General features: G+C 69.5%; 12 protein-coding genes and 1 pseudogene. 11 read left to right on the plus strand and 2 right to left on the minus strand.

Annotated elements, in window-relative coordinates; genetic code table 11:
• The first annotated feature begins 280 nt into the window (after positions 1–280).
• Complete coding sequence (locus BKH32_RS01700; protein WP_075248339.1) at positions 281–2,302, plus strand: hypothetical protein; 2,022 nt, start codon at positions 281–283, stop codon at positions 2,300–2,302.
• Between the two features lie 34 nt (positions 2,303–2,336).
• Here BKH32_RS01700 and BKH32_RS01705 read toward each other — a convergent pair whose 3' ends face one another.
• A complete protein-coding gene (locus BKH32_RS01705) occupies positions 2,337–3,407 on the minus strand; it encodes an alpha/beta hydrolase (protein ID WP_075248340.1) in 1,071 nt (356 codons plus the stop codon).
• Between the two features lie 166 nt (positions 3,408–3,573).
• Positions 3,574–4,533, minus strand: a complete 960-nt coding sequence (locus BKH32_RS01710) for an alpha/beta fold hydrolase (protein WP_075248341.1) — start codon at positions 4,531–4,533, stop codon at positions 3,574–3,576.
• Between the two features lie 222 nt (positions 4,534–4,755).
• Here BKH32_RS01710 and BKH32_RS01715 point away from each other — a divergent pair, with 222 nt between their 5' ends.
• The 10 genes and pseudogenes from BKH32_RS01715 to BKH32_RS01760 all read left to right on the plus strand — a co-directional run bounded on the left by BKH32_RS01715 (position 4,756) and on the right by BKH32_RS01760 (position 13,825).
• The gene (locus BKH32_RS01715) at positions 4,756–4,995 is read left to right on the plus strand and encodes a hypothetical protein (protein WP_075248342.1); all 240 of its coding nucleotides are present in this window, start codon (positions 4,756–4,758) and stop codon (positions 4,993–4,995) included.
• A gap of 148 nt (positions 4,996–5,143) precedes the next feature.
• Positions 5,144–5,227 (plus strand): annotated as a pseudogene (locus BKH32_RS14675) (HigA family addiction module antitoxin); the annotation flags it as partial.
• A 142-nt stretch (positions 5,228–5,369) separates the two neighbouring features.
• A complete protein-coding gene (locus BKH32_RS01725; RefSeq protein ID WP_075248343.1) occupies positions 5,370–6,194 on the plus strand; it encodes a class I SAM-dependent methyltransferase in 825 nt (274 codons plus the stop codon).
• Between the two features lie 54 nt (positions 6,195–6,248).
• Positions 6,249–6,698 (plus strand): RpiB/LacA/LacB family sugar-phosphate isomerase, encoded by a 450-nt coding sequence (locus BKH32_RS01730; RefSeq protein ID WP_075248344.1) that lies wholly within the window; start codon positions 6,249–6,251, stop codon positions 6,696–6,698.
• A gap of 177 nt (positions 6,699–6,875) precedes the next feature.
• A complete protein-coding gene (locus BKH32_RS01735; protein ID WP_075248345.1) occupies positions 6,876–7,262 on the plus strand; it encodes a VOC family protein in 387 nt (128 codons plus the stop codon).
• Between the two features lie 275 nt (positions 7,263–7,537).
• Positions 7,538–8,194 carry a TetR/AcrR family transcriptional regulator gene (locus BKH32_RS01740; RefSeq protein WP_075248346.1) on the plus strand — a complete coding sequence of 219 codons (657 nt, stop codon included), beginning with the start codon at positions 7,538–7,540 and terminating at the stop codon, positions 8,192–8,194.
• Between the two features lie 96 nt (positions 8,195–8,290).
• On the plus strand, positions 8,291–9,955 hold the full coding sequence (locus BKH32_RS01745) for an MDR family MFS transporter (protein WP_075248347.1): 1,665 nt from the start codon (positions 8,291–8,293) through the stop codon (positions 9,953–9,955).
• Positions 9,956–9,974: 19 nt separating this feature from the next.
• Entirely contained in the window at positions 9,975–10,469 is a 495-nt protein-coding gene (locus BKH32_RS01750) for a methyltransferase family protein (protein ID WP_075248368.1), read from the plus strand.
• Between the two features lie 83 nt (positions 10,470–10,552).
• Complete coding sequence (locus tag BKH32_RS01755; protein ID WP_075248348.1) at positions 10,553–11,620, plus strand: LLM class flavin-dependent oxidoreductase; 1,068 nt, start codon at positions 10,553–10,555, stop codon at positions 11,618–11,620.
• Between the two features lie 846 nt (positions 11,621–12,466).
• Entirely contained in the window at positions 12,467–13,825 is a 1,359-nt protein-coding gene (locus BKH32_RS01760) for a PAS domain-containing protein (RefSeq protein ID WP_075248349.1), read from the plus strand.
• The last annotated feature ends 76 nt before the right edge of the window (positions 13,826–13,901 follow it).

A 13,901-nucleotide genomic window follows, 5' to 3' on the forward strand; every position in this document is an offset into this window, starting at 1 on the left:
TGACCATGAGACCGGTCTCTCCAAGATTCAGGGACAGCCCTAGGAGATAACCTCGATCTGGCCGTGTTATCGCGGTTTTCTCACTGCGTGCGGGCCGATGCCATGGGGTGGCGGCCCACTCCTTGTAGCCGTCATGAGATAGTCTGCCGTGTGCTGGTGGTCGTGACAGGATGGCTGGGCGCTGTGTTCGTGGGTGACTCGACTGTGAGCCGTCCATGCGCGCGCCCACCCGTGCTGGGGCCATCGCGGAGCAGGACGACGAGGAAAGGCGGCCCCATCCATGGCCATGTACGAGCTCGACGGCAACCACCTCCTGCCCGTGCGCCTGGGTCGCTCCGCTGACGCCATCACCCTGTCTCACAGCCTGGTCGCCATCCAGCGCCAGATCGTCGACGTCCTGCGCCGTCCGCTCTTCCCCCTGTCATGGGAGGAGCTCGAGACCGGAGCGAGCCTGACCGCCCTGGACGCCACCGGGCAGGTCGTCGTCGTCGAGGTCCTGGAGAGCGTCGACTCCACGGGACTGCTGGCCGCCATGTCGCGCCTGACCCAGGCCGCCACGGCGGGCCGCCGCGAGATCGCCAGCAGGTACGCCGGCGGGCTGGGGGCCTTCAGCCAGGACTGGAACGAGTTCCGCGAGGCGATGCCCGCCCAGGTCGAGGCCGGACCGAGGCTGACGATCCTGAGCGCCTCCCTGGAGCCGGACGTCGTCGGAGGGCTGGGAGTACTGGCCTCCTCCGGGCTGGAGATCCACGAGGTGGACGTGCGCATCGTGGACGAGTCGCGCATCGTCGTCGTGGTGGAGAAGATCTCCGGGATGGACGTGGCCGCCGGGGGACCGCTGCTCGTGGCCCGTGCGCCCCGCCCGGCCCTGGCCGGTTCCGCCTCCGCCGGTTCGAACGGCTCGCGGGCCGTTGACGCCACTGAGCAGGCCGAGCACATGAGCCCGGTCACCGGCCCCATCGAGATCGTCATGCCCTCCGAGCCGGTGCACGCCCCCGACGCCGAGGACACCGATGACGCCGGCGCCGCCATCCCGGCGGGAGCCTTCGCCGCGACGGGTGCCGCCGACGCGCTCTCCGATCTGTTCGAGCCGGTGGCGGTCACCACCGACCAGCCCCAGGTACATGCCCTCTCCGCCCAGGGCGGGGACGAGACCTCGCCCGAGGACCCCGACGAGGCCGGCGCCGCCCAGCCTGCCGGGCAGACCTCGCCCGAACCGGATGAAGACGCCGACGCCCCTGCCGACGACGCCCACGTCTCCGCCCCCGCACAGGGCCCGACCCCGGACGCCGCCGATGCTGTCACCGATGCAGCCACCGATGAGGCCGCGGCCGATGCCGTCCGCGGTGCCGAGGCCGAGCACGAGGCCCCGCAGAGCCGGCCCGAGCCGGACCCGGAGAGCTCCGCCGGCGCCGCAGGCAGTGTCGGCGGCGCCAGTCAGGAGCCGGCCGACATCCTCAGCGGGGACGCCGCGACCGTTCCCGTCGTCGTCGACCTGGGTGAGGAGCCCTCTGCCGACGACGCCGGCCACGGGGACCGACCCGGCTCCACCGATGACTCCAGCGCCGAGGAACGGGCCATCGCCGCCCTGGCCGGAGGCGTGGACATCCTCGGCGGGAGCAGCCTGTCCGGGGGAAGCGGCTCAGCGGCGTCGGCCGGATCGGCGCCTTTCGATGCTCCGCTCGGTGCCGTAGGAGCACTGCAGGGTGGCGATGCCCCGAGTGAGGCCGGTTCGCGCACCCGCATGGGGCGCCGCTCGCGGGCGGCGCACTCTGGGCATGACGCCTCCTCGGCCGCATCCGCCTCGCAGTCCGGCGCCTCGCGCGTCTCCCCGGAGGACGGGCACGGCGGACACTCAGTGCGGGCCGCGCAGGCCTGGTCCACCGTCGCCCCCAACGAGACCCGTCTGGAGGCGCCCACCGGTGCGGTGCCGCTCGTGTCCTGGGAGCCGCTGCGCGGGTCGGCCGACGCGCTCGACCCGGTGGCCGAGGCGCTGGGAGGGGACCCCTCGAAGTCCCTCCTGGTCCAGGAGACCGCCGAGCTGGCGGCCGTGGCGGCCTCGCTCGGCAAACCGACCCAGCTCATCTGGCAGCGGCTGCGTCGGGGCATCTACCACGAGGCGATCCTGTCGGTGGAGGGCGTCATCACCCTGTCCGACGGGCGCTCCTTCACTGACCCGACGTCGGCCGCCAACGCCGCCCAGGCCGTCACCGACGCCGACGGCTGGCGTGTGTGGCGCGTGGGGGTGCACGGCGCCCACCTGGGGGACCTGCGCGACGACCTGGCCGACCGCAGCTTCTGAAGCCCCCTGGCCTGAGCCGTCGGCCGAGCCAGGATCAGCGCAGCACGTAGGCGGACATCCAGCGGCGCAGGGCGGAGAAGACCTGCTCGCGCACGGGAGGCTCGGACAGGGTGAGGTCGTGGACACCGCCGGGGAAGCGGGCGATGGTTACCAGCTTGCCGAGCATGACGGCGCGACGGGCGGTGGCATCGGCGTCGATGATCGTGTCCGCGCTCCTGGACTCCGGCATCCACGTCACCCCGAGTCGAGTGGTGGCCGACCCCATTGACAGCACCGGGCAGCGGATGTCCAGACCCTGGGCGACGCGGTTGTGGCCCTCCATGACGGCCTGGAGCCAGCCCACGCGCACGGGTGCGGAGGGCTTGATCGACCAGGCCGGGTTGATGTCCCAGCCGGTCACGTAGGGGTCGTCGGCCCAGGCGGGATCGGGCAGCTCGCCGTCGCGCTCGGGCACCCAGCCGTCGGTGATGGAGAAGACGCGAGCCTGGTCGACCCAGCCGTCCAGAATCGACATGTGCGGGTCGCGCAGCGCCAGGGTGCGCAGCACCGGGTCGCCGACGGTGCGCACGAGCTCGGAGCCCTGGAGCGAGAGCCAGGCGGAGTTGAGGACCAGGGCGCGCAGGGCCCCCGGGTGGCGGTCGGCCCACAGGGAGGCGACGAGCCCGCCCGTGGAGTGACCGGACAGGACGACCTCGGTCTCCCAGCCCTGGTCGGCGCGGATGGTGGACAGGGCCAGGCCCAGATCCTCGTCGTAGTCGGCCAGCGAGGTGCACCAGCCCAGCATCTGGCCCTCGCGCCAGGAGCGGCCGTAGCGACGCAGGTCCAGGGCGTAGAAGGCCCCGCCCAGGCGGGAGATCTCGCGGGCCAGGTGGGTCTGGAAGAAGTAGTCGTTCCAGCCGTGCAGGTAGAGGTGGATGAAGGAGGGGGAGGAGGGGGTGCCCGGCAGGGCGCCGGGGTCGAGGGCCGGCAGGTGGCGCACCAGGGTGGCGACGGCGCCGTCGTCCTCGTCGTCGGGCAGCAGCTCCAGGGTGCGGGCCTCGAAGCCCGGGCCCAGGAAGTCCGGTCCCCAGGCGTCCACCGGTGCGTGCTCGGTCGTTGCGTTCACACTCCCATGATGGCACCGCGAGTCGGAACGGGGCGCCTCGACGGAATTCTCACTCCCCAACCAGAACTTCACAAACGACCCGGAGCCGCGTCGTTTGTGAAGTTCTGGTCGAAGTGAGGCCCGGGGCGACGTGAGGCCCCGTTGCCCCCCCCCGACGCGACCGGTGTCAGTCGGCGTGCTGGCCGATGAAGCGGAGGATCGCGTCCTCGACCTGGTGGCCGTGGCCGACGATGAGGTGACCGCCGGTGGGGAAGAGCGACGTCGTCAGGTCCGGGTAGCGGTGCATGGAGGACTGTACGTGCCCCGCCGGTGGAGCGAAGGGCGCTACTCGGTCGTCCCGGGCGTGCAGGAGCAGGACGGGCGGCTTGAGCTCCTCGATCGGATAGTCCTCGAAGTGCACCGCCATGTCCCGGTTCGTGATCGAGGCGTCGATGTCTGCCCCTGTCCTGCGCTCGGACAGGGGGAGCATGCCGTGGACGGTCTGGGGATCCATGCCCAGGACGGGCCCGAGGAATGGCGAGAGCAGCCACATGATCCAGTCGTGGTTCATGATCGCCGGTGGCCCCATGCGGCCGGGCGGCGTCGCGGGTCGAGACGGCCAGGGCGCGGCCGAGCTCAAGAGAATGAGCCCTGTGACGCGCTCGGGGTGGTTCAGGGCGAAGCGGATGGCGGGGGTCCCGCCGGCCGACGCTCCCAGGAGGAATGTCCGCTCGATCCCCAGGCGGTCGAGCAGCTCGGTGAAGACGGCCGCCTGGTCAGCCGGTGAGCCGTCACCCCGCACGGCGCTGCCGGGGTAGCCGAAGCGTGACGGCGCGAGAATCCTGCAGTGCTCGGGCAGGCTCCCGACGTTCTCGAGCGCCTGGTCGTATCCGCCGTACAGCCCGTGAACCGACAGGATCGTCTCGCAGCCGGAGCCGGAACCTGGACCGGTGCCGCCTCCCGAGGGCTGCGGCCCGCAGTCGATGTAGGCGACGTCGCCGTGACTGAGCGCCATCCTTCGCACCGGATGGGCTGCCAGCCGAGCTCGGGCGGCGGCGCGGGCTCGGCTGAGGCCGAGGGCCTGGGCTGCGCCGTAGGTGGCGATCCCGGCGCCGATAAGTCCCACGGCGGGCAGTGCGCGTCTCATGCCGGCCTCCTCAGACCTCCACCGGCGTGTGTGCTGTCACTGTGTTCACACCCCCATGATTCCACCGCTTGCTGGAAGGGGGCGCCACGACGCTTCTCTCACTCACCAACCAAAACTTCACAAACGACCCGGAGCCGCGTCTTTTGTGAAGTTCTTGTCGAAGTGAGGCGGAGTAGGGCGGGGAGAGACTGGAGGCACGGACCGAAGAAGGTGCACCATCCCATGACCACCACAGCCTCCCCGGGCCTCAAGGTCTCCTCCTCGGGCAGGCGGCCCAGTCCGCAGGCCCGTTCCACCGACGGCCGGCCGGGGCGCAACTATCTGTGCGCCGGATGCGGGGCCTTCTACTCCCACATCACTGCCGATCTGCTCGCCATGGTCAGGCTCCTGGGGGAGGGGCGCCCACCGGCCGACATCATGGACCCGGGCACCAGGCGCGCCCTGAGGCCCGAGGAGGAGTAGAGGAACGTGGCTGCGCTCGCGTGCCAGGGAGACGAGCCTGGTCTGTATGACGGCATGCGTCAACACTGCTTATGTGATGGGAACCGGGTCGGCGCTTGCCGCTGAGACGAGCAGCAAGTTCGCCCCTGTTCATCCGGGGGAGGTCCTCATGGAGGACTTCATTGAGGGATTCGGTATCACCCAGAACAAGCTGGCCGTCGCCATGGCCGCAGGCGTCCCCATCCGCCGGCTGTGTCATGCCGTGTCCGCCACCCCGCCTCTGGCGAGATCCGGTTGTGACTCATTGAGCGCCGCACCGGCGAGGCCTTCCACCAACAATAATGAATGTGATTGTCAGTATCGACATCTGTGGTGCCGTCTCCTAGGGTGGGGCCATGGTCGACGCAGGGGTTCAGGAGACTCTCTTCTTCCCGCTTCTGGGGCGGGCTCGTGCTGCGCGAAGCTGGCCGAGCTGCTTCCAAGACTCCTGGTCCGAGCGCCTGGTCTCGATGGTCTCCGCCCTCCGCCCCGGCGTCCAGGACATGGATATGGGCGAGATGCCCGCCGCCATCTACGCCTTGCGCCACCTTGCCGCCGTGACGGAGATTCGGCGCTATCTGGATGCCCGACCCGAGGCCGCCGTCGTCGACCTTGGCTGCGGACTGGATCGTCTCGTTGACGAGGTCGACAACGGTCGGGCGCTGATCTACAACCTGGACTTCCCCGACGTTCTCGAGTCCAGACGCACCTGGGCCGAGCCCCATGAACGAGAGCGGGAACTTCCCTTCTCCTTAACCGATCATCGCTGGATGGATGAGGTCGACGCCGGTGGCGGACTGATCGCCGTGGCCTCCGGGGTCTTCTACTTCCTGGAGAGCGGCTCGGTTCAGAATCTTGTCGACGCGATGGCCCGCCGCTTTCCCGGTGGCCGTCTGGTCTACGACGCCGAGTCCCCGGAGATGGTCGCGATGAGCGAGCAGGCCGTGCGGGATCGAGGAATCGATGCGGTCCCCATGCCCTTCCGAGCCGCCGACCCCTGCGCCGCACACACCTGGAGCTCCCACGTCTCCCAGGTCAGGGTGAACTTCGACCTGTCCTCCTACGCTACCGATCCCGCGGCCCTTCCTGCACAGGTACTCGATGGCTTCGCCCAGATGAGGGAGGGCCGGGCCCTCTATGAGGTCATCGCCGATTTTGCCGTCGCAGGGGAACCCCGCTGACACATTGACCGGGGCGAACTCGCCTTCCGCGACGAGGCCTGAGAGACTGGGCGCATGCGAATCGCCATCGGTGCCCCGGGCAATGGAGCCCTCCTGAAGGACGCTCTTGAGGAACGACTGGCCGAGGACGGGCGCGTGAGCGACGTCGTCGACCTGTCCACACCGGACATCACCTACCCGGAGGTCTCCTTCCAGGTCGCCGGGGCAGTCGCCGAGGGGCGGGTCGACCGCGGGCTTCTCATCTGCGGCACCGGCGTGGGAACCGCCATCGCCGCCAACAAGGTGCCCGGGGTGCGCGCGGCGACCGCACACGACCTGCTCACCGTGCGCGGCTCGGTGGAGAACTACGACGCCCAGATCCTGTGCATGGGGCAGAACGTCATCGCGGCCCCGGCCGCCTGGGCGCTCGTCGACATCTGGCTCGACCTGCGCCACGACTCCACCGGCAGCTACGGCCCCAAGGTCGGCGAGATCGCCGCCTACGAGGCGCGCCTCCACTCCTGACGGCGGCCCCGCGCGAGCCTCCTAACGCGGCGCGGGCCGCGCCGGAACTGTGCGCGCCGGCGCAGAGGCTCTGGTGTCGAAGCGTGTGCTGGCCAGACGGCGCTCCACAATCACTCGCCCCTCGGTAAGGAGGAGGCCCGCTGCGGTCAGTCCCAGAGGGTTTGGGACAATTGCTCGGTGCGTATCACTGGCATCGACCACATCGTTCTGACGGTCCGCTCCATCGAGACAAGCGTCGACTTCTATTCGCGGGTTCTGGGCATAGGGGTCATCACCTTCGGGCACGGGAGAACGGCCTTGCGTTTCGGGGACCAGAAGATCAACCTCCATGCCGCGGACGATCCGATTGCTCCGCATGCCACGCAGCCCATCCCTGGGAGCGCGGACCTGTGTCTGGTTGCTGACGGCACGATCGACGAGATTCGTGAGCATCTTGCTGCCAAGGCGGTCCCTGTGGAGCTCGGCCCCGTCAAGCGGACAGGCGCCCGTGGTGCCATCCGCAGCCTCTACGTGCGCGACCCCGATCGGAACCTCATCGAGATCGCTGTCTACGAGAGTGCCTGAGAACCGCCCAGGTGCCGCAAGAGGCATCCGTGTCCAAATCGGATATAAAGGAGTCCGAGGCCTGACATAGTCGCTGACTGAACCGCGGAATCGCGCGGTTTCTTTCTGCGCATCCGAACTGCGGGCGAGCCTTTGTGTCCGATTTGGACACCGCCCAACACATCGTGGCCGGTCGCGCTGTGCGTGGGGCCGCGATGTCCGGTGCACGACCTGCGTGAGGAACCTCGCGTCGAGCTGCATTGAGTGCAATGATGCACTGAGTGCAAGATGGGCGTGTGACCGGAGCCGACCTGCGCGCAACCCAGGCGCGACGCACTCGCGCCGCCATCCGCGCCGCCGCGCTCACCCTGACCCGGGAGCGCGGCTACGCCGCGATGACGGTTGATGACGTCGCCGCCCTGGCCGGAGTCTCCCGGCGCACCGTCTTCAACCACTTCTCCTCCAAGGCCGACCTCCTCGTCGTCGGTCTGGAGCCCCCGGCGCCCGCGGTTGTCGAGGCCTTCGTCAACGGCTCCGGAAGCCTTCTGGAGGACCTCGGCGCCCTGCTCGCCTCCGGCGCCGAGGCCGTCGAGTCCGAGCGCGGCTGGCTCCTGTCCTTCCCGGAGATCGTGCGGGACAACCCGGAGGTGGAGCGCGCCGTCCACGAGCGGCTGCGCATCGTCGCCCAGTCCTTGGCGGAGGCCGCCGGCCGCCGCCTGGGAGCCGAGCCCGACGACCCGCGCACCCGCGCCGTCGTCGCCTTGGCCATGGCCATCCAGCGCAGCTCCCTGGACCTGTGGTGCGGGCGCTCCCACCCCTGGGAGGAGGCCCGCCTGGTCGACGCCGTCCGCGCCATGGTCGAGGCGATCTCCGAGGTGGTCTCCCCGCTCCGCCCCGAAGCCGCGGCCTCCGCCGCTGCCGGCGACCCGACGTCGTCGAGCTCGCCGGGCTAGTCGCACGGGAGGCTCTCCCCGTCCTTCTCGCAACTGACTGAACCGACTGTTTCCGTCCTTCTCCATCCTTCGCCCTCAACCGACAAGGCCACACTGATGACTCAACGCACCTCGACGTCGGCCTCCGCCGGCCCCGCCCTCCACGAACCGGGGGCGGAGTTCCACCCCGACCGCCGCTTCTGGGCGGTCTACGCCTCGCTCCTGATCGTCATGTTCCTGTCCGCCATGGACCAGACGATCGTCGGCACGGCCCTGCCCACCATCGTGGGTGACCTCGGCGGCGCCGTCCACATGGCCTGGATCCTGACCGCCTACACCCTGGCCATCACCGTGGCCATGCCGGTCTACGGCAAGCTCGGTGACCTCGTGGGGCGCAAGAACCTCTTCCTGGTGGCCATCGCCCTGTTCCTGATCGGCTCGGCCCTGTGCGGCACCGCCGACTCCATGACTCAGCTCATCATCTACCGCTTCATCCAGGGGCTGGGCGGCGGTGGCCTCATGATCTCCTCCCAGGCGATCACCGGCGACCTCATCCCGCCGCGCGTGCGCGGCACCTACATGGCCCCCATGGGAGCCATGTTCGGTGTCGCCTCCATCCTGGGGCCCATCATCGGCGGCTGGCTGACCGACTCGGTCTCCTGGCGGTGGACCTTCTGGATCAACCTGCCGCTGGGCGTTCTGGCCTTCATCGCCATCCTCCTGGTGCTGCGCCTGCCCTCCGGGCGTCTGACCAGCCCCATTGACTGGTGTGGGCTCGCGTTCATGAACGCCGGCGCCATCGCCATCGTCCTCATGGCCACCTGGGGCGGCAACCAGTATGCGTGGACCGGCCCGGTCATCATCGGCCTGGGCGTCGCCGGAATGGTCTGCTGGGGGCTGTTCGGCTTCGTCGAGACGCGCGCCGCCGACCCCATCCTGCCCTGGACGATCCTCACCAGCCGCACCTTCCTCGTCTCCACGCTCGTCGGCATGCTCGCAATGGGCGGCATGATCGGCGTCATGAGCTACCTGCCCACCTACCTCCAGATGGTCTACGGCTACTCGGCCACCACCTCCGGCCTGCTCCTGGTACCCATCACCATCGGGATGCTCGTCTCCTCGATCCTCTCCGGCGTGCTCGTCTCGCGCACCGACCGCTACAAGATCTACCCGGTCGCGGGACCCCTGATCGCCGCCGGCGCCGCCTTCTGGCTCTCCCGCCTGACGACGACGTCGCCCGTCTGGCAGATCTCCGCGGCCACCTTCCTCATGGGGTCGGGCATCGGGCTGTTCTTCCAGCTCCTGGTCACCGTGGTGCAGAACGCGCTGCCGGCCAAGCACCTGGGCACGGCCACCAGCGGCAACAACTTCTTCCGCGAGGTCGGCGTCTCCCTGGGCGCCTCGCTCATCGGCGCGGCCTTCTCCTCCGGCCTGACCTCCAACCTCACGGATCGGATCGGCGCGCTGGCCCGCAGCGCGGACCCGGCCGTCCTGGGGGCGCTGGCCCAGTTCAAGGACGCCGACACCTCCTCGCTCACGCCCGCCCTGGTCAACCAGCTGCCTACCGTCCTGCACGACGCCGTGGCAAGCTCCTACGCCGACGCCCTCCTGCCGATCTTCGGCTGGATGATCCCGCTGTTCGTCGCGACCTCCGTCGTCGCCGTCTTCCTGCCCGAGGTGCCCCTGTCCCAGAAGACCGCGCTGGAGCAGGTCGCCGAGGCCGAGGGCGCGGCCGAAACCGAGGCCGGCGAGCCGACGGCGCTGAGGGGCGAGGCGCAGTAGGTGAGAGGATGGCCTGGTGATGGAACAGATCTTCAGACGACCGCCCCCCGCAGTGCTGCTGGCGATGGCGGGCGCGGCGCAGAGCGCCATGACTCGTGGTCGGACAGTGACACCGTCGTCGATGGCGGCGGCCGCTCCCGTTGTCGGGGGCTCGCTGTGCCTGCTCGCCGGAAGCGCGGGCAGCTTTCTTCGCCACCGCACCACGGTTGACCCGGTGAGGGTCGAGCGTGCCCAGCACCTCGTTGTGGACGGCCCCAACCGGCTGACGCGCAACCCCATGTACCTGGGCCTGGCGGGGCTGCTGCTCTCGCACGCGATCGCGCGCAGGAGCCCGTCCGCGCTGATCCCACTGGTCGGCTTCGTCTGGCTCCTCGACCGCCACCAGATCCCGGCCGAGGAGAAGGCCCTGGAGGAGAGGTTCGGGCAGGACTACCTCGACTACACGGAGGCCGTTCCCCGCTGGCTGGGCGTGCCGGGCGCTCGAGGATGCTGCCGAGCTCGCCGTCGGCGCTGACGGCGTGTGGCGCCTGAGGGCGGGGTGGCCCGGATCGCGCGGGCGGACGGAATGGTCCGACGGCGCCCGTAGTTGAAGGCTGCATGAAAGCATTCGGGTTCCTCAGCTTCGGACACTACGGACACGGTCGCGGCCCTGGCGACCCCGACGCCGGCCAGGCGCTCAAGGAGGCCGTTGAGATCGCCGTCGGCGCCGACGAGATCGGCGTCAACGGCGCCTACTGGCGCGTCCACCACTACGCCCGCCAGGCCGCGGCCCCCATCCCGCTGCTCTCCGCGGCCGGCGCCCGCACCCAGCGCATCGAGGTCGGCACCGGCGTCATCGACATGCGCTACGAGAACCCTCTCTATCTGGCCGAGGAAGTCGCCGCCCTCGACCTGCTCACCGACCAGCGCATCGCCATCGGCATCTCCCGAGGCTCACCGGAGCAGGCCCGCCGGGGCTGGGAGAGCTTCGGCTACACCGGCGGCACCGACCCGCGCGGAGCCGACGTCGCTCACGCCCACACCGCTCAGTTCCTCGACGCCGTCCGGGGCGTCCCGCAAGCGGACCTCGACGCCAGCAGCGCCATGGCGTCCGGCGCGAGCTCCCGCCTGCGCATCGAGCCGCACGCCCCCGGAGTGGACCGCCGCCTGTGGTGGGGCGCCGGCTCACGGGAGACCGCCGAGTGGACCGCCCGCCAGGGCCTGAACCTCATGAGCTCGACCCTTCTGACCGAGGCCACCGGGGAGGGCTTCTCCCACCTCCAGGCCGAGCAGATCCGCCGCTACCGCGAGGCGTGGCTGGAGGCCGGCCACGACTGGACCCCGCGCGTGAGCGTCTCGCGCTCCATCCTCCCAATCGTCTCCGAGGCCGACCGGAGGTTCTTCGCCCTGCGCGGCGAGGACTCCCGCGATCAGATCGGCGTCATCGACGGCCTGCAGTCAACCTTCGGGCGTACCTACGCCGCCGAGCCCGACGTCCTCATCGAGCAGCTCGCCCGGGATGAGGCGCTCCACGCCGCCGACACCGTCATGCTCACCATCCCCAGCCAGCTCGGCGTCGACTTCAACCTCCACATCCTGCAGGCATTCGCCGAGCACGTCGCCCCGGCGCTGGGCTGGCGGCCCAACACTGCCGGGCCGGTGACGGGCTACTCCCTGGAGGCGTAGGCGCTCGCCGCGGCCACAGCCCCCATCCGGCCTCCGGCTCGCACTCCACGAGGGTGGGGGTGCGCTGGCCGGGGCGGTGCGTACTGCACGAGCCCCCGGCCCCCGTGGAGTACACCCGAGCCTCATTCAGTAGCACCCCGCCCTCGTGGAATAGGTCTGGTGAGTTGACCTCGCCGTCATCGTGATCGGCGTCGGCCTTCTTCTCAGGCTTCACCGATAATCCGGAACCGGCGCTTTATCGAGATACCGGTGTGATGGGCAAGAGTGGAAATACTTTCTGCTCGGTGCCGGGATGTCGTGAGGAGAAGGGGGCATCAATAACGACGCGGCCTGTGGGGCTCGGAGATCTCCGAGCCCCACAGGCCCCTGTCGTTGAGGGCGCCATCGCCTCTGGATCCCATATTCCAGAGGGGACTCACCCTCCTTCGCCAGAGCGGCTCGTGCCGAGCTCCCTATCAGCTCGGGCGACCTCGAAAGCCGATCGGTCATCAGGCTCCCCAACCCTCGCGACCGGTTTCCGTCCGGCGGCGGTCACCATGTAACCCACTGCTCCTGAGGGAGCACTTCAATATACCTGAGAGTTGTCTGGGAATCTGTTCTCGGGATTTCTTCTGTTTTTCTGAGGCTGAATACTCTCTATTTCTGAAGGGGGTTAATGGCACTGATTTCTAGTGCATTTTAAACGTATAAGCAGCCCTATTGTGTTGATCTCCTTCGGGTCTTGTCCTGGAAACTGGGTGTACTGTTCAGCCGTCCAACCGTCGATCAACGGGCGGAAGGTGATGGTTGTCCGGCTCTGGGCGCCGGATGCCGCCGACCCTTGATCTCTCCAAGGAGCAGTTGCCTATGCCGCAGGTCACCGGAGCCGTTCATGAGGTGGGTGTCGACCAGCTCTTCTTCTCCACCACAGACGCGCGTGGCGTCATCCGCCACTCGAACAACGTCTTCATCGAGCTCTCGCGCTACCGGCGTGACGAGCTCTCCGGCGCCCCGCACAACATCGTCCGTCACCCGGAGATGCCCGGTGGCGCCTTCAAGGCCATGTGGGACACCCTTAAGACCGGCAGCCCCTTCGCCGCCTACATGCGCAACCTCGCCGCCGACGGCAGTGAGTACGACGTCTTCGCCACTGTCACCCCACTGTCCGACGGCGGCTACCTCTCGGTGCGCACCCGGCCGGTGTGCTCCGACCTGTTCGACACGGTCTGGGCCATCTACCGCGACGCTCGCGCCATTGAGGACCGGGCCATCAATGCCGGGGCCAACCGTCGGGCGGCGGCGGAGGAGGGGCTCGGCCGCATCGCCGAGCTGCTGACCGGGGCGGGACTGTCCTCCTACGAGGAGTTCCAGAACACGGCCCTGCCTGCGGAGGTGGTGCGTCGTGAGGAGCTCTCCGACGGCGTCCCGGTGCGCCCCGACGCCACCGGGGATCTGCGCGTCATGCTCGATTCGGTCACCAGGATCGCCGCTGGGCTCGACTCGTGGATGTCCGGCCAGCAGCAGCTCGCCGAGCTCTCCTCCTCCCTCAAGGCCGCGGGCAAGGGACTGACCCGGACTCTGGAGGACCCTCGCCTGAGCGCCGAGCACATCGCAGCCCTGGACCGCTCCGACCCCCGGGTCAAGCCCCTGGCCGACCTGCTGGACCTGTGGGCCCAGATGCAGGGCCTGGTCAGCCCCCTGGTAGCGCGGCTCGTCGACACCCTGGCTCAGCTCGACACCAATGGCGCCCGCACCCGCTTCCGCATCGCCCTGGCCCGTCTGCACGCCACCATCACCTCGCTGTTCACCGTCGAGCTCATCGACGGCGCCGGCGACCCGCAGTACTCGGCGCGGGCCATCCCCGACCTCGTCGAGTCGCTCCGTGACGGCATCGCCGAGATGGAGCGTCAGGCCCAGGCTCACAGAGCGCTCGCAGCCCAGACGGTCGCCTACATCGGCGAGGCCAGTCGCATGATGACGATCCCGCACCAGCTCCTCATGCTGTGGACCGGCTCCCCCGCGTCGAGCGACCCGGCGCTGCCCGCCACGGCCGCGGAGCTCTCCCGTGCGGCCTCCGGCGTGGCCGAGTCCGTGGGCTGTCGCCTGACCGAGCTCGACGAGCTCGCCGCCCGCTGCCGGGACACTCTTGTCACCGACAACGTCGCGGACCTGCGGGAGGCCCTCGAGTCCTTCACGACGGCGGCCAGTGCCGTCGCCCCGAGCTGAGACGGTTTGGCGCCGGTCGGCGAACGCATCCGTTCGCCGACCGGCGCCACTGCGCTGACCAAGTGCTGTCGGGGAC

This window comes from Actinomyces oris, from assembly GCF_001929375.1.
Taxonomy (GTDB): Bacteria; Actinomycetota; Actinomycetes; order Actinomycetales; family Actinomycetaceae; genus Actinomyces; species Actinomyces oris_B.